This window comes from Klebsiella sp. TF21-TM (assembly GCF_019753495.1).
Taxonomy (GTDB): Bacteria; Pseudomonadota; Gammaproteobacteria; order Enterobacterales; family Enterobacteriaceae; genus Klebsiella; species Klebsiella quasipneumoniae.
Window position 1 is genome coordinate 80,833 of sequence record NZ_JAIJYL010000002.1, and the last position, 19,961, is coordinate 100,793.

Annotated in this window: 20 protein-coding genes; 14 read left to right on the plus strand and 6 right to left on the minus strand. The window is 62.0% G+C overall.

The window, feature by feature from the left end; genetic code table 11:
* Positions 1 to 5: 5 nt before the first annotated feature.
* From paaA to paaY, 13 genes are all read left to right on the plus strand, one after another.
* A complete protein-coding gene (gene paaA, locus K5R89_RS02270; protein WP_032452647.1) occupies positions 6 to 935 on the plus strand; it encodes a 1,2-phenylacetyl-CoA epoxidase subunit PaaA in 930 nt (309 codons plus the stop codon).
* An 11-nt stretch (positions 936 to 946) separates the two neighbouring features.
* The gene (gene paaB / locus K5R89_RS02275; RefSeq protein ID WP_023289451.1) at positions 947 to 1,234 is read left to right on the plus strand and encodes a 1,2-phenylacetyl-CoA epoxidase subunit PaaB; all 288 of its coding nucleotides are present in this window, start codon (positions 947 to 949) and stop codon (positions 1,232 to 1,234) included.
* A 7-nt stretch (positions 1,235 to 1,241) separates the two neighbouring features.
* A complete protein-coding gene (gene paaC, locus K5R89_RS02280; protein WP_217259183.1) occupies positions 1,242 to 1,997 on the plus strand; it encodes a 1,2-phenylacetyl-CoA epoxidase subunit PaaC in 756 nt (251 codons plus the stop codon).
* Positions 1,998 to 2,008: 11 nt separating this feature from the next.
* Positions 2,009 to 2,506, plus strand: a complete 498-nt coding sequence (gene paaD, locus K5R89_RS02285; protein WP_217259182.1) for a 1,2-phenylacetyl-CoA epoxidase subunit PaaD — start codon at positions 2,009 to 2,011, stop codon at positions 2,504 to 2,506.
* A gap of 7 nt (positions 2,507 to 2,513) precedes the next feature.
* Positions 2,514 to 3,584 (plus strand): 1,2-phenylacetyl-CoA epoxidase subunit PaaE, encoded by a 1,071-nt coding sequence (paaE, locus tag K5R89_RS02290; RefSeq protein WP_177335656.1) that lies wholly within the window; start codon positions 2,514 to 2,516, stop codon positions 3,582 to 3,584.
* Complete coding sequence (paaF, locus tag K5R89_RS02295; RefSeq protein WP_107112602.1) at positions 3,581 to 4,348, plus strand: 2,3-dehydroadipyl-CoA hydratase PaaF; 768 nt, start codon at positions 3,581 to 3,583, stop codon at positions 4,346 to 4,348. Before paaE ends, paaF begins: the two co-directional genes overlap by 4 nt.
* Before the next feature lie 2 nt (positions 4,349 to 4,350).
* The gene (gene paaG, locus K5R89_RS02300; RefSeq protein WP_217259181.1) at positions 4,351 to 5,139 is read left to right on the plus strand and encodes a 2-(1,2-epoxy-1,2-dihydrophenyl)acetyl-CoA isomerase PaaG; all 789 of its coding nucleotides are present in this window, start codon (positions 4,351 to 4,353) and stop codon (positions 5,137 to 5,139) included.
* The gene (locus K5R89_RS02305; protein ID WP_072413122.1) at positions 5,140 to 6,564 is read left to right on the plus strand and encodes a 3-hydroxyacyl-CoA dehydrogenase; all 1,425 of its coding nucleotides are present in this window, start codon (positions 5,140 to 5,142) and stop codon (positions 6,562 to 6,564) included.
* Complete coding sequence (paaI, locus tag K5R89_RS02310) at positions 6,554 to 6,976, plus strand: hydroxyphenylacetyl-CoA thioesterase PaaI (protein WP_217259180.1); 423 nt, start codon at positions 6,554 to 6,556, stop codon at positions 6,974 to 6,976. Before K5R89_RS02305 ends, paaI begins: the two co-directional genes overlap by 11 nt.
* Entirely contained in the window at positions 6,976 to 8,181 is a 1,206-nt protein-coding gene (pcaF, locus tag K5R89_RS02315; RefSeq protein WP_044522629.1) for a 3-oxoadipyl-CoA thiolase, read from the plus strand. Before paaI ends, pcaF begins: the two co-directional genes overlap by 1 nt.
* A gap of 26 nt (positions 8,182 to 8,207) precedes the next feature.
* Positions 8,208 to 9,524: a phenylacetate--CoA ligase PaaK gene (paaK, locus tag K5R89_RS02320; protein WP_048297408.1), complete on the plus strand. Its 1,317-nt coding sequence runs from the start codon at positions 8,208 to 8,210 to the stop codon at positions 9,522 to 9,524.
* Between the two features lie 99 nt (positions 9,525 to 9,623).
* The gene (paaX, locus tag K5R89_RS02325; RefSeq protein ID WP_072199087.1) at positions 9,624 to 10,550 is read left to right on the plus strand and encodes a phenylacetic acid degradation operon negative regulatory protein PaaX; all 927 of its coding nucleotides are present in this window, start codon (positions 9,624 to 9,626) and stop codon (positions 10,548 to 10,550) included.
* 9 nt (positions 10,551 to 10,559) lie between these two features.
* Entirely contained in the window at positions 10,560 to 11,156 is a 597-nt protein-coding gene (gene paaY / locus K5R89_RS02330; RefSeq protein WP_032452657.1) for a phenylacetic acid degradation protein PaaY, read from the plus strand.
* 32 nt (positions 11,157 to 11,188) lie between these two features.
* Here the strand turns inward: paaY and nadS are convergent, their stop codons facing one another.
* From nadS to azoR, 3 genes are all read right to left on the minus strand, one after another.
* Entirely contained in the window at positions 11,189 to 11,473 is a 285-nt protein-coding gene (nadS, locus tag K5R89_RS02335) for a NadS family protein (RefSeq protein ID WP_049013327.1), read from the minus strand.
* A 1-nt stretch (position 11,474) separates the two neighbouring features.
* Complete coding sequence (locus tag K5R89_RS02340; RefSeq protein ID WP_008805112.1) at positions 11,475 to 11,807, minus strand: type II toxin-antitoxin system RelE/ParE family toxin; 333 nt, start codon at positions 11,805 to 11,807, stop codon at positions 11,475 to 11,477.
* A 243-nt stretch (positions 11,808 to 12,050) separates the two neighbouring features.
* Positions 12,051 to 12,656, minus strand: a complete 606-nt coding sequence (gene azoR, locus K5R89_RS02345) for an FMN-dependent NADH-azoreductase (protein WP_002902889.1) — start codon at positions 12,654 to 12,656, stop codon at positions 12,051 to 12,053.
* Positions 12,657 to 12,859: 203 nt separating this feature from the next.
* Here azoR and hrpA point away from each other — a divergent pair, with 203 nt between their 5' ends.
* Entirely contained in the window at positions 12,860 to 16,762 is a 3,903-nt protein-coding gene (gene hrpA / locus K5R89_RS02350; RefSeq protein WP_048334923.1) for an ATP-dependent RNA helicase HrpA, read from the plus strand.
* Positions 16,763 to 16,822: 60 nt separating this feature from the next.
* On the opposite strand, the gene K5R89_RS02355 is transcribed toward hrpA, so the two are convergent.
* The 3 genes from K5R89_RS02355 to K5R89_RS02365 are packed head-to-tail and all read right to left on the minus strand — an operon-like array spanning position 16,823 to position 19,959.
* Positions 16,823 to 17,497: an O-methyltransferase gene (locus K5R89_RS02355; protein WP_072413124.1), complete on the minus strand. Its 675-nt coding sequence runs from the start codon at positions 17,495 to 17,497 to the stop codon at positions 16,823 to 16,825.
* Positions 17,498 to 18,877, minus strand: coding sequence for an efflux transporter outer membrane subunit (locus K5R89_RS02360; protein ID WP_050534155.1), 1,380 nt, complete (start codon positions 18,875 to 18,877; stop codon positions 17,498 to 17,500).
* On the minus strand, positions 18,874 to 19,959 hold the full coding sequence (locus K5R89_RS02365; protein WP_032452665.1) for an HlyD family secretion protein: 1,086 nt from the start codon (positions 19,957 to 19,959) through the stop codon (positions 18,874 to 18,876). The genes K5R89_RS02360 and K5R89_RS02365 overlap by 4 nt, the downstream gene beginning before the upstream one ends.
* Positions 19,960 to 19,961 lie beyond the last annotated feature (2 nt).

Sequence of the window (19,961 nt, forward strand, 5' to 3'; positions counted from 1 at the left end):
ATGACGTGACAGAAGAACAACGCTTTGACCAGCGCATCGCGCAGGAAACGGCCATCGAACCGCAGGACTGGATGCCGGATGCCTATCGTAAAACCCTGATCCGTCAGATTGGTCAGCATGCGCACTCGGAAATCGTCGGCATGCTGCCGGAAGGCAACTGGATCACCCGGGCGCCCACTCTGCGCCGCAAAGCGATCCTGCTGGCTAAAGTGCAGGATGAGGCCGGCCACGGGCTGTATCTCTATAGCGCCGCGGAAACCCTTGGCTGCGCGCGGGAAGATCTGTATCAGAAGATGCTCGACGGGCAGATGAAATACTCCTCCATTTTTAACTACCCGACGCTGAGCTGGGCCGATATCGGCGTGATCGGCTGGCTGGTCGATGGCGCGGCCATCGTCAACCAGGTGGCGCTGTGCCGGACGTCCTACGGCCCCTATGCCCGGGCGATGGTCAAAATCTGCAAAGAAGAGAGCTTTCACCAGCGCCAGGGATTCGAAGCCTGCATGGCGCTGGCGCAGGGTAATGACGCCCAGCGGCAGATGCTGCAGGACGCCATTAACCGCTTCTGGTGGCCGGCGCTGATGATGTTTGGCCCCAACGACGACAACTCGCCGAACAGCGCCCGCAGCATGGCGTGGAAAATCAAACTGCACTCCAACGACGAGCTGCGTCAACGCTTCGTCGACAACACCGTGCCGCAGGTGGAGATCCTCGGCATGACCGTCCCGGACCCGGAGTTGCACTTTGATGAAGCCAGCGGCCACTACCGCTTCGGCGAGATCGACTGGCAGGAGTTTAACGAGGTGATTAGCGGCCGTGGCGTGTGCAACCACGAGCGGCTGGCCGCCAAGCGTAAGGCCTGGGAAGAGGGCGAGTGGGTTCGCGAAGCCGCGCTGGCCCATGCGCAAAAACAGCAGGCCCGCAGCGCGGCATAAGGAGAGACAACATGAGCAAAGTTTACTGGCCGTTATATGAAGTGTTCGTTCGCAGCAAACAGGGGCTTTCCCATCGTCACGTCGGCAGCCTGCATGCCGCCGACGATCAAATGGCGCTGGAGAACGCCCGCGACGCCTACACCCGCCGCAGCGAAGGCTGCTCCATTTGGGTGGTGAAGGCCAGCGAAATCGTCGCCTCGCAGCCGGAAGCGCGCGGCGAATTCTTCGACCCGGCGGAAAGCAAAGTCTACCGTCATCCGACCTTCTATACCGTGCCGGACGGCATGGAACACATGTGAGGCGGCGATGAATAACCCCAATCCTGTAGCCACCTACACTCTGCGTCTTGGCGACAACGGCCTGGTGCTGGCCCAGCGCTTAGGCGCCTGGTGCGGCCATGCCCCGGAGCTGGAGATCGATCTCGCATTGGCCAATATCGGCCTCGATCTGCTTGGCCAGGCGCGCAACTTTTTGAGCTATGCCGCCGAGCTTAACGGCTGCGGCGACGAAGATACCCTGGCCTTTGGCCGCGATGAGCGCCAGTTCAGCAACCTGCTGCTGGTGGAGCAGCCGAACGGCAATTTTGCCGACACCATCGCCCGCCAGTTCTTTATCGACGTCTGGCACGTCGCCCTGTACAGCCGGCTGGTGAACAGCCGCGACGCGCAGCTGGCGGCCATTGCCGCCAAAGCGCTGAAAGAGGTGCGCTACCACCAGCGCTTCAGCCGCGGCTGGCTGGAGCGTCTTGGTCACGGCACCGAGGTTTCAAATCGCAAAATGCAGCAGGCGGTCGACAATCTGTGGCGCTTTACCGGCGAACTGTTCCTTGCCGATGACCTGGAGCTCAGCCTGGCCGGGGAGGGCATTGCGGTTGATCCGCGCGAGCTTCAGGCCGAATGGCAAAGCACCGTGCATACCGCGCTGCTTGACTCAGGCTTATCGGTCCCGCAGGAAGCGGCCTTTCGCAGCGGCGGCAAACAGGGGCTGCACAGTGAACATCTCGGCCCGCTGCTGGCGGAGATGCAATATCTGCAGCGTTCCCATCCCGGCCTGCAGTGGTAAGGGAGGGGACGATGCAACGTTTAGATGACATCGCTCCCGCCGAGGTGCTCGCTATCTGGGGAGTGTTAAGCGCGATCCCGGATCCGGAAGTGCCGGTACTCACCATCACCGATCTCGGCATGGTGCGTAGCGTCGCGCGCCACGGCGATGGCTGGGTGATTGGCTTTACCCCGACTTATTCAGGGTGCCCGGCGACGGAGCATCTGCTGAGCGAGATCCGCGCGGTGATGAGCGAGCATGGTTATCTGCCGGTCCACATCGTCCTGCAGCTGGACCCGCCGTGGACCACCGACTGGATGAGCCAGGGGGCCCGCGAGCGCCTGCGCCAGTACGGCATCAGCCCGCCGCAGGGGCACGCCTGCCACGCGGAAATGCCCGCCGAGGTGAGCTGTCCGCGCTGCGGCAGCACCCGCACCTCGCTGATTAGTGAATTCGGTTCCACGGCCTGCAAAGCGCTCTATCGCTGCGACAGCTGCCGGGAACCCTTTGATTACTTTAAATGTATTTGAGGTTGCCATGACGACGTTCCATGCGCTTAAGGTCGCGAGAGTCGAGCCGGAAACCCGCGATGCGGTGACCATTACGTTTGCGATTCCGCAAGCCCTGCAGGCGGAGTACTGCTTTCGTCCGGGCCAGCATCTGACGCTGAAAGCCCGACTGGGCGGTGAAGAGCTGCGCCGCTGTTACTCCATCTGCCGCAGCCCTACGCCGGGAGAGATCAGCGTCGCGGTCAAAGCCATCGACGGCGGGCGCTTCTCGCGCTTCGCCCAGCACGCTATCCAGCAGGGGATGGAGCTGGAGGTAATGGTGCCGCAGGGGCATTTCGGCTATCAGCCGCAGGCTGAACGGCAGGGCGACTATCTGGCGATCGCCGCCGGCTCCGGGATCACGCCGATGATGGCGATCGTTAGCGCCACCCTGGCCACCGAGCCGCACAGCCGCTTCACGCTGATCTACGGCAACCGCAGCAGCCACAGCATGATGTTCCGCCAGGCGCTGGCCGATTTAAAAGACCGCTATCCGCAGCGCCTGCAGGTGGTGCATCTGTTCAGCCAGGAGTCGATGGACAGCGATCTGCTGCAGGGGCGCATCGATGGCGACAAACTGCGCCAGCTCGCGGACCATCTGCTGGATTTCAGCCGTTTCGACGAGGCCTTTATCTGCGGCCCGGCGACGATGATGGATGAGGCGGAAACGACCCTGCGCAAGCTCGGCGTGCCGGAGCACGCCATTCATCTCGAACGCTTCAATACGCCGGGCGGCAGCGTTAAGCGCGCCGTCGGGGTGCAGGCGGAAGGGCGCACGGTAACCATCCGCCAGGACGGGCGCGATCGGCTGATCGCCCTCAGCGCCGAAGACGACAGCATTCTGGATGCCGCATTGCGCCAGGGGGCAGACCTGCCGTTTGCCTGCAAGGGCGGGGTGTGCGCCACCTGTAAATGCAAAGTGCTGCGCGGCGAAGTGGCGATGGCCGCCAACTATAGCCTCGAAGCGGATGAGCTGGCGGCGGGTTACGTGCTGAGCTGCCAGGCGCTGCCCACCAGCGGCGACGTGGTGGTCGACTTTGACGCGCGGGGGATGGCATGAGCGAGCTGATGATCCACCGCCATGGCCGGGTGCTGCAGCTGACGCTCAACCGTCCGCAGGCCCGCAACGCGCTGAACAATGCCTTATTAACCCGGATTGCCGAGGCGCTGGAGGCCGCGGCCGCTGATGACAACGTCAGCGTCTGCGTCATCAGCGGCAATCCGCGCTTCTTTGCCGCCGGAGCCGACCTGAACGAGATGGCGGAGAAAGATCTCCCGGCGACCCTGGATGATATCCGCCCGCGGCTGTGGGCGCGTATCGATGCCTTCCCCAAACCGCTGATCGCCTCGGTCAACGGTTACGCCCTCGGCGCGGGCTGCGAGCTGGCCCTGCTGTGCGACCTGATTGTCGCCGGGGACAACGCCCGCTTTGGCCTGCCGGAAATTACCCTCGGCATCATGCCGGGCGCTGGCGGCACCCAGCGGCTGATCCGCAGCGTTGGCAAGGCGCTGGCCAGCCGGATGGTGCTGAGCGGTGAGAGTATTGACGCCGGTCAGGCGCAGCAGGCCGGGCTGGTGAGCGATATCCATCCGGCGGCGTTAACCGATGAATATGCCCTGCAACTGGCGACCACCATCGCCCGCCACGCGCCGCTGGCGCTCCGGGCGGCGAAACAGTCGCTGCGCCTGTCGCAGGAGGTGAGCCTGCAGGCCGGTCTCCAGCAGGAGCGCCAGCTGTTCACCCTGCTGAGCGCCACCGAAGACCGCCGCGAAGGCATCGACGCCTTCTTACAAAAACGTACCCCGGACTTTAAAGGACGCTAATCGTGGAAGCTTTCATTCTCAGCGCAGTGGAACAGGGCGTCATGACCATTACCCTCAATCGCCCGGACCGCCTCAACAGTTTTAACGACCTGATGCATCAACAGCTGGCGGAATGCCTGAAGCAGGCCGAGCGCGACGACGGCGTGCGTTGCCTGCTGATCACCGGCGCCGGCCGCGGCTTTTGCGCCGGCCAGGATTTGAACGACCGCAACGTCGACCCCAGCGGCCCGCCGCCGGATCTCGGCCTGTCGGTGGAACGCTTTTACAACCCGTTAGTGCGTCGTCTGGCGGCGCTGCCGAAACCGGTGATTTGCGCGGTCAACGGCGTAGCCGCTGGCGCAGGGGCCACCCTGGCGCTGGGCTGCGATATCGTGCTGGCCGCGCGTTCGGCCAAGTTTGTGATGGCCTTCAGCAAGCTCGGGCTGGTGCCGGACTGCGGCGGCAGCTGGTTCCTGCCGCGGGTGGCCGGCCGCGCGCGCGCCCTGGGGCTGGCGCTGCTGGGCGATAGCCTCAGCGCGGAACAGGCCGCGCAGTGGGGGATTATCTGGCAGCTGGTGGATGATGCCGAACTGGCGGACACCAGTCTGCAGCTGGCGCGCCATCTGGCGGCTCAGCCGACGTTGGGTCTTGGGTTGATTAAAAAGGCGCTGCTGGCGGCGGAAACCAACGGTCTCGACGCGCAGCTGGACCTGGAGCGCGATTATCAACGCCTCGCCGGGCGCAGCGATGATTACCGCGAAGGGGTCAGCGCATTTCTGGCCAAACGGCCACCACTGTTCAGCGGGAAATAGATGATGACGACATCCATAGCCAACGTGGCGGTGATCGGCAGCGGCACCATGGGGGCCGGCATCGCCGAAGTGGCGGCTGCCGCCGGGCATCCGGTGCTGATTTACGACATCGATCATCAGGCCATCGCCCGGGCGATAGAGGGTATTGCCAGGCGGCTCGCCTCACGGGTCGAGCGCGGCAAACTGGCATCAGAGCAGGCCGACGCGCTGCTGGCACGCCTGCATCCGGCCCACGATTTAGCCGCGCTGGCCGACGCAGATTTAGTGATCGAAGCGGCCTCTGAACGCCTGGAGGTAAAAACGGCGCTGTTCGCGCAGCTGGCGACGATCTGCGCGCCGTCAACGTTACTCACCAGCAACACCTCGTCGATTTCGATTACCGCCATCGCCGCCGGGGTAAAGCATCCCGAACGCGTCGCCGGGCTGCACTTCTTTAATCCGGCGCCGGTCATGAAGCTGGTGGAGGTCGTCAGCGGCCTGGCGACGTCTGCGGAAGTGGTGGAGCAGCTGTGCCAGTGCGTGAGTGGCTGGGGGAAACGGCCGGTGCGCTGCCGCTCGACGCCCGGCTTTATCGTTAACCGCGTGGCGCGCCCATTCTACGCCGAAGCCTGGCGGGCGCTGGAGGAGCAGGTGGCCGCCCCGGAGGTTATCGATGCCGCTTTGCGTGACGGCGGCGGTTTCCCGATGGGGCCCCTGGCGCTGACGGACCTGATTGGCCAGGACGTTAACTTCGCCGTGACCTGCTCGGTATTTAACGCTTTCTGGCAGGACCGCCGCTACCTGCCATCGCTACTCCAGCAAGAGCTGGCGCTGGCCGGGCGGCTGGGCAAAAAGAGCGGCCATGGCGTCTATCGCTGGCCTGTGGAAGTCAGGACGGCGGCGGCGCTGCCGCCGGTTGCCCATGGCGCTCAATCCGTCATCACTATAAGTGACAGTGTCACTGAGCTGGACGAGCTGCTGTTGCTGGAGACCGAAGGCGAGACTGCCCTGGCGCTGAGCGTTAAGCATCGCCGTCCGGTGGTGGTGTATGACCTGTGCGCCAGCGATACGGTGGTGCTGGCCGCAGCGGCGACCAACGCGCCGGCGGCGACGGACAAAGCGGTGCACTACTTCCAGCAGCAGGGCAAGAACGTGCTGCGTATCGCCGATTATCCCGGCCTGCTGGTGTGGCGCACGGTGGCGATGCTGATTAACGAAGCGCTGGATGCACTACAGAAAGGGGTGGCCAGCGCACAGGATATCGATACCGCCATGCGTCTGGGCGTCAATTACCCGCAGGGCCCGCTGGCGTGGGGGGACAGCCTCGGCTGGCGCCGCGTGCTGCGCCTGCTGGAGAACCTACACCACCATTATGGCGAGGAGCGCTATCGCCCCGGCTCCCTGTTGCGCCAGAAGGCGCTGATGGAGAAGCACCATGAGCAATGACGCCTGGCGCAACGCGCGCACGATGTATGAAAAAGATACCTGCGCCAGAACGATGGGGATCGAACTCATCGAGATGGACGACGGTTTTGCGCAGATGACCATGACCGTCTCGCCGGACATGCTGAACGGCCATCAAACCTGCCACGGCGGTCAGCTATTTACCCTTGCCGATACCGCTTTCGCCTACGCCTGTAACAGCCAGGGGCTGGCGGCGGTGGCTTCGGCGGCCAGCATTGATTTTCTCCGCCCGGCGTTTGCCGGCGACCGGCTGATCGCCACCGCCAGAGTCAAACAGCAGGGCAAGCTGACCGGGGTCTACGACATTGAAATTGTTAATCAACAGCAAAAAATTGTGGCCCTCTTTCGCGGCAAATCGCACCGCATCGGCGGCACAATCACAGGAGAAGTGTAATGCGCGAGGCCTTTATTTGTGACGGGATCCGCACGCCGATTGGCCGCTACGGCGGCGCGCTGGCCAGCGTGCGCGCCGACGACCTGGCGGCGATCCCGCTGCGTGCGCTGCTGAGCCGCAACCCCCGGCTTGACCCGACAGCGATCGATGATGTGATTTACGGCTGCGCGAATCAGGCGGGCGAAGATAACCGTAATGTGGCGCATATGGCGACGCTGCTGGCCGGCTACCCGCACACCGTGCCGGGTACCACCCTCAACCGCCTGTGCGGCTCCGGGCTGGACGCCGTCGGTTTTGCCGCCCGGGCGATCAAAGCCGGCGATGCCGATCTGCTGATCGCCGGCGGCGTGGAGTCGATGTCGCGCGCGCCGTTTGTGATGGGGAAGGCCAGCGCGCCGTATCAGCGTCAGGCGGAGTTGTTCGACACCACCATTGGCTGGCGTTTTGTGAACCCGCTCATGGCGCAACACTTCGGAACTGACAGCATGCCGGAAACCGCCGAGAATGTAGCCGAATTGTTAAATATCAGCCGCGCCGATCAGGATGCTTTCGCCTGGCGCAGCCAGCAGCGCACGGCGCAGGCCCAGCGCGACGGCATTCTGGCGCAGGAGATCGTGCCGGTGCAGGTTGTCGGCCGGAAAGGGGCGCTTAGCGACGTGCGCGAGGACGAGCATCCGCGACCGGAAACCACGCTTGAGCAGCTGGCGCAACTGAAAGCGCCGTTCCGTCAAGGCGGCGTCATTACCGCGGGCAATGCTTCCGGCGTTAACGACGGCGCCGCGGCGCTGATCATCGCCAGCGAACAGCAGGCCGCTAGCCAGGGGCTCACGCCGCGGGCGCGGATCGTGGCGATGGCGACGGCGGGCGTCGAGCCGCGCCTGATGGGGCTGGGGCCGGTACCGGCGGTGCGTAAAGTGCTGGAGCGGGCGGGGCTCAATATTAACGATATGGATCTGATTGAGCTGAATGAGGCCTTCGCCGCCCAGGCGCTGGGGGTGCTCAGACAGCTCGGCGTGCCGGACGATGCGGCGCATGTGAATCCCAACGGCGGCGCCATCGCTTTAGGCCATCCGCTGGGCATGAGCGGCGCGCGTCTGGCGCTGAGCGCCAGCCTTGAGCTGCAGCGCCGCGGCGGGCGCTATGCGTTGTGTACGATGTGTATTGGCGTGGGTCAGGGCATCGCCATGATCCTCGAGCGAGTGTGAGCTAATTTACCTGCGAGTACCCTACAATGATAACTACTACAAAATTAGATCCGATTGAAACCGCCTCGCGTGATGAGCTGCAGGCCCTGCAAACCCAGCGTCTGAAGTGGACGCTGAATCATGCGTATAACAATGTGCCAATGTATCGTCGTAAATTCGACGCCGCAGGCGTGCACCCTGACGACTTCCGCGAACTGAGCGACCTGACCAAATTCCCGTGCACCACCAAACAGGATCTGCGCGACAACTATCCCTTCGATACCTTCGCGGTGCCGATGGAGCAGGTGGTGCGTATTCATGCCTCATCCGGCACCACCGGCAAACCGACGGTGGTGGGTTATACGCAAAACGATATTGATCACTGGGCCAATATCGTCGCCCGTTCGCTGCGCGCCGCCGGCGGCACGGCGAAAGATAAAATTCACGTCGCCTACGGCTACGGCCTGTTTACCGGCGGCCTTGGCGCGCACTACGGCGCGGAACGCTTAGGCGCGACGGTGATCCCGATGTCCGGCGGACAGACCGAAAAACAGGCGCAGCTGATCCGCGATTTCCAGCCGGATATGATCATGGTGACGCCCTCATACTGTCTGAATCTGATTGAAGAGCTGGAGCGCCAGATGGCCGGCGATGCCCGCGGCTGTTCATTACGCGTCGGCGTCTTTGGCGCCGAGCCGTGGACCCTGGCGATGCGCGCGGAGATCGAGCGCCGGCTGGGGATCACCGCCCTGGATATTTACGGTCTGTCAGAGGTGATGGGCCCGGGGGTGGCGATGGAGTGTCTGGAAACCGTTGACGGCCCGACCATCTGGGAAGACCACTTCTTCCCGGAAATCGTTAACCCGGACGACGGCACGCCGCTGGCCGATGGCGAACACGGCGAACTGCTGTTCACCACGCTGACCAAAGAGGCGCTGCCGGTGATCCGCTACCGTACCCGCGATCTGACGCGCCTGCTGCCGGGCACTGCGCGCACCATGCGCCGTATGGACCGCATCAGCGGACGCAGCGACGATATGCTGATCATCCGCGGGGTTAACGTCTTCCCGTCGCAGCTGGAAGAAGAGATCCTTAAGTTTGAACACCTGGCGCCGCACTACCAGCTGGAGGTGAATCGCCGCGGCCATCTCGATTCGCTGGCAGTGCGCGTGGAGCTGAAAGAGAGCGGGCTGGCCCTGAGTCACGAACAGCGCTGCCAGATTTGTCACCAGCTGCGCCACCGCATTAAGTCGATGGTCGGGATCTCCACCGATATCACCATCGTCAACTGCGGCAGCATTCCGCGCTCTGAAGGCAAAGCCTGTCGCGTATTCGACCTGCGTAAAGCGGTGGTCAGCGGTTAATTCTCTCCCCGATAACCCGGCTGAGGCCTTTACGCCGTAGGCCGGGTATTTCCTGTGCTATGATTCATAAAGGAAAAATATAACAACAGAATGAATCAGATGAGTAAACTCGACGCCTTTATTCAACAAGCGGTGACGGCGACGCCGATCAGCGGCACGTCATTAATCGCCTCGTTGTATGGCGACGCCTTATTACAACGCGGTGGGGAAGTGTGGCTGGGCAGCGTCGCGGCGCTGCTGGAAGGATTAGGCTTCGGCGAGCGTTTCGTCCGCACCGCGCTGTTTCGCCTCAATAAAGAGGAGTGGCTCGATGTCGTCCGTATCGGCCGCCGCAGCTTCTATCGTCTGAGCGACAAAGGGCTGCGCCTGACCCGACGCGCGGAACATAAAATTTATCGCGCGAACGCTCCGGAATGGGACGGCACCTGGCTGCTGCTGCTTTCGGAAGGCCTGGAGAAAAATGTGCTGGCCGACGTCAAAAAGCAGCTGCTGTGGCAGGGGTTTGGCGCGCTGGCGCCGAGTCTGTTAGCCTCGCCGTCGCAAAAGCTGGCGGATGTCCAGTCGCTGCTCCATGAAGCGGGGGTTGCCGAAAACGTCATCTGTTTTGAAGCCCACTCGCCGCTGGCGCTCTCCCGGGCGGCGCTGCGCAGCCGGGTGGAGGAGTGCTGGCATCTCACCGAACAAAACGAGATGTATGAGGCCTTTATCTCGTTATTCCGGCCGTTACTGCCGCTGCTGCGCGACTGCGACCCCGCGGAGTTAACGCCGGAACGCAGCTTTCAGATCCAGCTCCTGCTGATTCATTTCTATCGCCGGGTGGTGCTCAAAGATCCGCTGCTGCCGGAAGAGCTGCTGCCGGCGCACTGGGCGGGGCAAACCGCCCGCCAGCTGTGTATCAATATTTACCAACGGGTGAGTCCCGGCGCGCTGGCGTTCGTCAGCGAGAAAGGTGAAAGCTCGGTCGGCGAGCTTCCCGCGCCGGGCCCGCTCTATTATCAGCGCTTTGGCGGTTTGCCGGGCGCATAAGGAGGTTGCATGCCGATTTATCAGATTGATGGACTGACCCCGGTGGTGCCGGAGGAGAGTTACGTCCACCCGACCGCGGTGTTGATTGGCGACGTGATCCTCGGCAAAGGGGTCTATGTTGGGCCCAACGCCAGCCTGCGCGGCGATTTTGGCCGCATCGTGGTCAAAGACGGGGCCAATATTCAGGACAACTGCGTGATGCACGGCTTCCCCGGCCAGGATACGGTGGTGGAAGAGGACGGACATATCGGCCACGGCGCTATTCTGCACGGCTGCGTGATTGGCCGCAACGCGCTGGTGGGGATGAGCGCGGTGATTATCGACGGGGCGACCATCGGCGAAAACAGCATTGTCGGCGCCTCGGCCTTTGTCAAAGCCAACGCCGAGATGCCCGCCAACCATCTGATCATCGGCAGCCCGGCAAAAGCGATTCGCGTCCTGAGCGAACAGGAGCTGGCGTGGAAAAAGCATGGCACCCGTGAATACCAGGTGCTGGTGGAACGCTGTAAGCAGACGCTGCATCAGGTCGAGCCGTTACGGGAAGTGGAAGAGGGGCGTAAGCGGCTGGAGTTTGATGAAAACCTGCGGCCAAAAACGCAGCGCTAACTTTCCAGGGCAACCCGGAGGGGCTCAGTGGATTAGTGCTCAGCCAGTTCGCGAAAGAACGCCGGGTTGGCCTGGATAACCGCCAGTACTTTTGCTGCCAGGCCTGTCGGGTTGCGCCGCCTGGACTCCCAACTTTTGATAGTATCCACGCTGGTACCCAGCGCTTTTGCCATTTCCGCCTGCGAAACTTTAAGCTGCGTGCGGATGGCTTTCACATCAGCAACTTCATAACGCGTCGCTCGGGCTGGGGCCTTGTAGCCGTCTTTGATCTCAACAGCCTCTTCCAGGGACGCTTTAAGCTCGTCGAAGTAACCCATTTCAAACCTCATTTTTTAGTCGCCGGGTCAGTTTCCTGAGTTCGTTTTTTTCCGCTGCGCTCAGGCTCTCTTTGGTGTGCTTCGGGTAGGCTAAGACGAGATAGATAATCTCGCGGGTTGCCAGAAAATAAATCACCCGCACGCCGCCGCTTTTTCCCTGTGAGCCTGTCGCCATTCTTATTTTCCGTAACCCGCCGGTATCCTGGATAAGATCGCCGAAATCCGGATTGCCTATGAGTTGCCTCTGCAGTGCCCTCAGATCTTCATCGCTGGCCAGCTGTTTTATCTGGCGGGTAAATAGCGACGTTTCGATAAATTCAATGGCATGACACACGAAAACGCTCCTTGCTAAGGTACCATGTAAACCATCGAGTGTACATAGTACGCACTCCTGTTTTTGACCATGACAACGGTTGCCGTCAGCGACCGGGAGTGAGCCAGATTCGCGCGGCGACAGGCATGGTACAGGCTGGTGGCTTAAGGCGTTTGAATGATGTGTGAATTTACGAGGCGGCTCGTAAAAGGGGGATGGGCGAGTGGGAAAAAACACTCCCACCGGGCGGCGGGAGTGGAAATATTAGGCTGCAACCACGCTGTCGATGGCCGCTTTTGCGTCAGACTGCGCTTTGGCCGCGACTTCCGGGCCGTAAGCGATACCTTCGGCGAACACGAAGTTCACGTCGGTGATGCCGATAAAGCCGAGGAAGGTGGACAGGTACGGGGTGACCAGGTCGGTCGGGGTATCTTTATGGATACCACCGCGGCTGGTCACGACGACCGCGCGTTTACCGGTCACCAGACCTTCCGGCCCTTTCTCGGTGTAGCGGAAGGTCACGCCGGCGCGAGCCACCAGGTCAAAATAGTTTTTCAACTGCGTCGGAATGTTGAAGTTGTACATCGGCGCAGCGATAACAATCACATCATTGCCTTTCAGTTCGGCGATCAGCTCGTCGGAAAGGGCCAGCGCTTCCTGCTGACGCGGCGTCAGCGGCGCGTCGCTCGGACGCAGGGCGCCAACCAGTTCACCATCCAGAACCGGGATCGGATTAGCGGCCAGGTCACGCACGGTGATCTCGTCGCCCGGGTGTTTTTCCTGCCATTGTTCAACAAAATAGTCGGAAAGCTGACCAGATTGTGAGTACCCTGCCAGAATACTGGATTTCAGAACTAATACTTTGCTCATGGGTGTTTCCTTTTTTAATGTGATTGACGGGTCAGTGCCCTGGTGCTTGATGACACTGTATTCACAATCGCGCCACAGAGATAGCGCAATATATCGAATCCTATGTTCAGATTTTTTGAACAAGGCACGGATGACACAGATGTGGTACTCTAAGGCAATACTTCAAAAGAGATTTTCCCGGCAGAGCTCTGCCCGATAACGCTATGACAGAACAACAAAAAATCACCTTCCCCCAGCTTTATCAACAGCTCGACGGCCTGATGCTGCGCGACAAAACGCGCTTTGCCCGCCGTCTGCACGGCGTGAAGAAGGTTAAAAATCCTGAATCGCAACAGGCCATCCTCCAGGAGATGGCGCAGGAGATAAGCCAGGCAGCCGGTAAAGTCCTGCTGCGCGAAGCGGCGCGACCGGCCATCACCTATCCGGAAAACCTGCCGGTTAGCCAGAAAAAACAAGAAATTCTCGAGGCGGTACGCGATCACCAGGTGGTGATTGTCGCCGGGGAGACCGGTTCGGGTAAAACCACCCAGCTGCCAAAAATCTGCATGGAGCTGGGCCGCGGGCTGAAAGGGCTGATCGGCCATACCCAGCCGCGTCGTCTCGCCGCGCGAACCGTCGCCAACCGTATCGCCGAGGAGCTGCAAACGGAGCCGGGCGGTTGTATCGGCTATAAGGTCCGCTTTAGCGATCACGTCAGCGACAACACCATGGTCAAGCTGATGACCGACGGTATTCTGCTGGCGGAGATCCAGCAGGATCGCCTGCTGATGCAGTATGACACCATCATTATCGATGAAGCGCACGAGCGCAGCCTGAACATCGACTTCCTGCTCGGTTACCTGAAAGAGCTGCTGCCGCGCCGTCCTGACCTGAAAATCATCATCACCTCGGCGACCATCGACCCGGAACGTTTCTCAAAGCATTTCAATAATGCGCCGATTATCGAAGTCTCCGGGCGGACTTACCCGGTGGAAGTGCGCTACCGGCCGATAGTGGAAGAGGCGGACGATACCGAGCGCGATCAGCTGCAGGCGATCTTTGATGCCGTCGACGAGCTGGGGCGCGAAGGGCCAGGGGATATTCTGATCTTTATGAGCGGCGAGCGGGAGATTCGCGATACCGCCGATGCGCTGAATAAGCTGGATCTGCGCCATACCGAAGTGCTGCCGCTGTACGCCCGCTTGTCCAACAGCGAGCAGAACCGCGTCTTCCAGCCGCACAGCGGACGGCGCATCGTGCTGGCGACCAACGTGGCGGAAACCTCGCTGACCGTGCCGGGCATCAAGTACGTTATCGATCCCGGTACCGCGCGTATCAGCCGCTACAGCTACCGCACCAAGGTGCAGCGCCTGCCGATCGAGCCGGTTTCCCAGGCCTCCGCCAACCAGCGTAAAGGCCGCTGCGGCCGCGTCTCGGAAGGGATCTGTATTCGTCTTTATTCAGAAGACGATTTCCTGTCGCGCCCGGAATTTACCGACCCGGAAATTCTGCGCACCAACCTGGCGTCGGTCATCCTGCAGATGACCGCCCTGGGCTTAGGCGATATCGCCGCCTTCCCGTTCGTTGAAGCGCCGGATAAGCGCAACATTCAGGACGGCGTGCGCCTGCTGGAAGAGCTGGGCGCGATCACCACCGATGAGCAGGCCACCGCCTATAAGCTAACGCCGATGGGCCGCCAGCTCAGCCAGCTGCCGGTGGACCCGCGCCTGGCGCGGATGGTGCTGGAGGCGCAGAAGCACGGCTGCGTGCGGGAAGCGATGATCATCACCTCCGCGCTATCGATTCAGGATCCGCGCGAGCGGCCGATGGATAAGCAGCAGGCCTCCGACGAGAAGCACCGCCGCTTTCACGATAAAGAGTCTGATTTCCTCGCCTTCGTCAATCTGTGGAACTACCTCGGCGAGCAGCAGAAGGCGCTGTCGTCGAATCAGTTCCGCCGCCAGTGCCGGGTCGATTTTCTGAACTATCTGCGCGTGCGCGAGTGGCAGGATATCTACACCCAGCTGCGTCAGGTGGTGAAAGAGCTTGGCCTGCCGATCAACAGCGAACCGGCGGAATACCGCGAGATCCATACTGCGCTGCTGACCGGTCTGCTGTCGCACATCGGCATGAAGGATGCCGATAAACAGGAGTTTACCGGCGCGCGTAACGCCCGCTTCTCCATCTTCCCGGGGTCCGGTCTGTTTAAAAAGCCGCCGAAGTGGACGATGGTGGCGGAACTGGTGGAAACCAGCCGGCTGTGGGGCCGCATTGCCGCCCGCATTGAGCCGGAGTGGGTGGAGCCGGTCGCGCAGCACCTGATCAAACGCTCATACAGTGAGCCGCACTGGGAGCGGGCGCAGGGCGCGGTGATGGCGACGGAAAAGGTCACCGTCTATGGCCTGCCGATCGTTGGCGCACGTAAGGTCAACTACAGCCAGATCGATCCGGCGCTGTGCCGCGAGCTGTTTATCCGCCACGCGCTGGTGGAGGGTGACTGGCAAACGCGCCACGCCTTCTTCCGGGAGAACCTGAAGCTGCGGGCGGAAATCGAAGAGCTGGAGCATAAGTCGCGCCGCCGCGACATTCTGGTGGATGACGAGACCCTGTTCGAATTCTACGACCAGCGCATCAGCCACGACGTCATCTCCGCCCGGCATTTTGACGCCTGGTGGAAGCAGGCCAGCCGCGACACCCCGGATCTGCTCAACTTTGAGAAGAGCATGCTGATTAAGGAAGGGGCGGAGCAGGTCAGCAAACTGGACTATCCGAACTTCTGGCACCAGGGCAATCTGAAGCTGCGTCTGACCTATCAGTTCGAGCCGGGCGCCGACGCCGACGGCGTGACGGTGCATATTCCGCTGCCGCTGCTTAATCAGGTGGAGGAGGCCGGGTTTGAATGGCAGATCCCCGGTCTGCGCCGGGAGCTGATTATCGCCCTGATAAAATCGCTGCCGAAGCCGGTGCGGCGCAATTTCGTCCCGGCGCCCAACTATGCGGAAGCGTTTCTTGGCCGGGCGACGCCGCTGGAGCTGCCGCTGCTCGACTCCCTCGAGCGCGAACTGCGGCGGATGACCGGCGTGACCATCGACCGCGAAGCCTGGCAGTGGGATCAGGTGCCCGATCACCTGAAAATCACTTTCCGGGTGGTGGACGATAAAAACAAGAAGCTGCAGGAAGGGCGCTCGCTGCAGGCGCTGAAAGAGGCACTGAAGGGCAAAGTTCAGGAGACGCTGTCGGCGGTCGCTGATGACGGCATCGAGCAGAGCGGGCTGCATATCTGGAGCTTTGGCACCCTGGCGGAGAGTTACGAACAGAAGCGCGGCAACTATAAGGTAAAAGCCTGGCCGGCGCTGGTGGACGAGCGCGACAGCGTGGCCATCAAACTGTTTGATAATCCACAGGAACAGCAGCAGGCCATGTGGCGCGGTCTGCGTCGCCTGCTGCTGCTTAACATTCCGTCGCCGATTAAGTATCTGCACGAGAAGCTGCCGAACAAAGCCAAGCTCGGGCTCTATTTTAACCCGTACGGCAAAGTGCTGGATCTGATTGACGACTGCATCTCCTGCGGCGTTGATAAGCTTATCGACGAGGCGGGCGGGCCGGTGTGGACGGAAGAGGGCTTTAGCCAGCTGCATGATAAAGTTCGCGCCGAGCTCAACGAGACGGTCGTGGAGATCGCCAAACAGGTCGAGCAGATCCTCACCGCGGTGTTCAATATCAACAAACGGCTGAAAGGCCGGGTGGATATGACCATGGCGCTGGGGCTGTCGGACATCAAAGCGCAGATGGCGGGGCTGGTTTACCGCGGCTTTGTCACCGGCAATGGCTTCCGTCGTCTTGGCGATACGCTGCGCTATCTGCAGGCGATTGAAAAGCGTCTGGAGAAGATGGCTATCGATCCGCACCGCGACCGCGCGCAGATGTTGAAAATCGAGAGCGTGCAGCAGGCGTGGCAGCAGTGGCTGAATAAGCTGCCGCCGAACCGCCGTGAGGACGACGATGTCCGGGAGATCCGCTGGATGATCGAGGAGCTGCGGGTGAGCTTCTTCGCCCAGCAGCTGGGGACCCCGTACCCTATCTCGGACAAACGCGTGCTGCAGGCGATGGAGCAGATTACGCCGTAACCTGGCCGGTTGTCCCCGGTGGCGCTGCGCTTACCGGGGCGACGGGCCAGGCGTCCACGCTTAAGCGTTGACCCACGCCAGGGTAAAGCCGTCCCAGCCTTTCGTGCCCACGGTTTGCAGCGCCGTTGCCGTCAACCGTGGCTCGGCGCCCATCATCTCAATGAACTGACGCACGCCCTGAACGCGCTCGTCGGCGCTCTGTGGGTTGACCACTTCGCCGTCGCGTACCACGTTATCGCCAATAATTAAGGTTCCCGGGCGGGAATAACGCAGCGCCCAGCGCAGATAATGGGGGTTATTCGGCTTATCGGCATCGATGAAGATCAGGTCGAAAGCGGGACATTCGCCAAGCGCCTCCAGAGACTGTAGCGCGGGCCCCTCCCGCAGCGTGACCCGCTGGTCAACCCCCGCCAGCTGCAGATTCTCCCGCGCCACGCGGGCATGATGCGCGTCGGCCTCCAGGGTGAGGAGTTGGCCGTCGGCAGGAAGCTCGCGCGCCATCCAGATGGTGCTATAGCCGCCGAGGGTGCCGATCTCCAGGATCCGCTTAGCCTGGGTAAGCCGTACCAGCAGGGCGAGAAACTGACCCTGATTGGCGGCGACATCGTGTGCCGGGAGCCCGGCACGATGGTTGTTTTCCAGTACCCGATCGAGCACAGGATCGCTGGGAATTAAGGCCTCAATCAAATAATTGTCTACTGCAGACCACTGTTGTTGCATATGACGCTTCCCCATTTAGCTCCCTGATGAGTCAGACCAGCCGCCTCCCAGCGCCCGGTATAGATCGATCTGCGCCAGCAGCAAGTTATTCTTCACCTGTACCACGCTAAGCTGGGTGGAGAACAGCGTTCGCTGGGCATCAAGCACATCCAGATACGAAGAGTAGCCGTTACGGTAGCGGTTCTGCGCAATGCGCAATGTTTCTTCCGCCACCGCCTCCTGCCCCTGCAGTTCGGTCAGCTGTTCGCCGTAGCGGCTAATGGCGTCCAGGCTGTCATTGACCTCTTTAAACGCGCCGCGCACCGTTTTCTCATAGCTGTACAGCGCCTGGTTGCGCTGGGCCATCGAGACATCCACCTGGGCATTTAACGCCTGGCGGTTAAGCAGCGGCGCCAGGATGCTACCGCCAATGCTCCAGAGTCGCAGCGGGTTGTCCAGCAGATCCGGCAGCGTCCGGTCCTGCAGGCTGCCGGTGGCGGTCAGGTTGATAGACGGCAGCAGCTGCGCCTGGGACGAGGCCAGGGTGGCATCGGCGGCGACCAGCTGACGCTGGGCCTGTACGATATCCGGGCGGCGGTTGAGCAAGGTGGACGGCAGCTGCGAGGGCAGACGCAGCGGGGTGAGCCCGGCGAATTCGCCGCGTTTTATCACGCCGGGGTTATCCCCCAGCAGCACGCTGAGGGCGTTTTCCTGCTGCGCAATCTGGTGCTGCAGCGGCGGGATCTGCGCCCGCGTGGAGCGCAGCTCCGAATCCGCCTGCATCAGCTCAAGGCGCGAGGTATACCCGGTTTCATACTGACGTTTGGCCAGGCGCCAGGCGTCTTCCCGCGCCTGGAGCGTCTGCTGCGTGACCCGCAGTTGCTCATCCAGCGACAGCAGCGTCACGTAGCCCACGGCCACCGAGGCGGCGACGCTCAAATTGGCCGCGTCGGCAGCGGCTTTCTGCGCCTCGAGGCTGGCCCCGGCGGCGCTGGCCGCGCTGCGGTTCGCGCCCCAGATATCGACATCATAGCTGGCGGTCAGGCCGCCTTTATACACCGTACTGTGGATCGGCAGGCCGGTGGCGGCGGACTGCGCGCGGGCGCGGGTGCCGGTCAGGCTGGCATCCAGCGAGGGGAAAAGACTGCTGTCGGCGGCATACGCCCGCGCCTGATACTCATTCACCCGCTCGCGGGCGATGAGTACATCGCTGTTATAGCGCAGCGCCCGGTCGACATACTGATTCAGCGCGCTGTCATGAAAATTGCGCCACCATACGCCTTCCACCGGGCTGGCAGGGCCAACGTCGGCCCGCCAGGCGGCAGGGATGGCGAGCGTCGGCTGGGCGCGCTGCACATCGGCGGTCTGACAGCCGACCAGCGCCAGGACGATGGCAAGGGTGACCGGGCGGATCATGGCTGCTTCTCCGCGCGGGTATCAATGGTCACCTGCACCGACATGCCGGGGCGCAGGCGCTCGCTGTTGCGTTGCCCCTCGTTAACCGTGATGCGTACCGGGATGCGCTGGGCGATCTTGACGAAGTTGCCGGTGGCGTTGTCCGGCGAAATGGCGCTGAACTCCACCCCGGTCGCCGGGGAGATACTCTGCACCTTGCCGTGGAAGGTCTCGCCGTTGAGCGCGTCAACGGTGAAGGTAACCGGCTGGCCGATACGCACATCGGCCAGCTGGGTCTCTTTCAGGTTGGCGATCACCCAGTGCTGCGGCGGCACCAGCGAAGTCAGATGGGTTCCGGCGCTGACGTAAGCGCCAAGACGCACCGAAATCTGCCCCAGCTGGCCGCCGGTGGGGGCGATGATCTGCGTATTTTGCAGGTCAATCTGCGCCAGCTCGAGGGCGGCTTTGGCGCTGGCCACGTCGGCCTCCAGTGAATCGCGATTGACGATGGTCGATTCGCGGTCCTGGCGCGACATCTCCAGCGCCGCTTTCGCCTGTTCAATATCCGCTGCCCCCTGGGCGGCGCTGGCGCGGGCGGAATCCCGCTCGCGGATCGACAGCGATCCATCGGCGGTCAGCTCCTGCACCCGTTTTAAATCAGCCTGGATTTTCAGATTCTGCGCGCGGGCGTTCTGCAGCGCGGCTTCATTTTTGGCGATCGTCGCCTCGGCGCTTTTGCGCTGCTGCAGGTTGTTGCGCAGCGCCGCCTCCTTCATCGCCAGGGTGGCCTGGGCCTGGTGCACCCGCTGCTTATAGATGCGATCGTCTATCTGGAACAGCACCTCGCCCGGCTGAACGATGGCGAAATCCTTGACGTTGACGGCAGTGATGTAGCCGTTGACCTGCGGACTGATAAAGGTGGTCTGCCCGCGCACGTAGGCGTTGTCGGTAAACTGGCTATGGCGGGTGAACGGCGGCAGTTGCCAGGCATAGAGGATCACCAGTACACCGACGAGGCCTATCGCCGCGGCGGTAAAAATGGAGACCACGCGAATGTTGTTCCGGGTGTTGGCCTGTTGTTTGGCCGCATCCTGCTGACTCATAA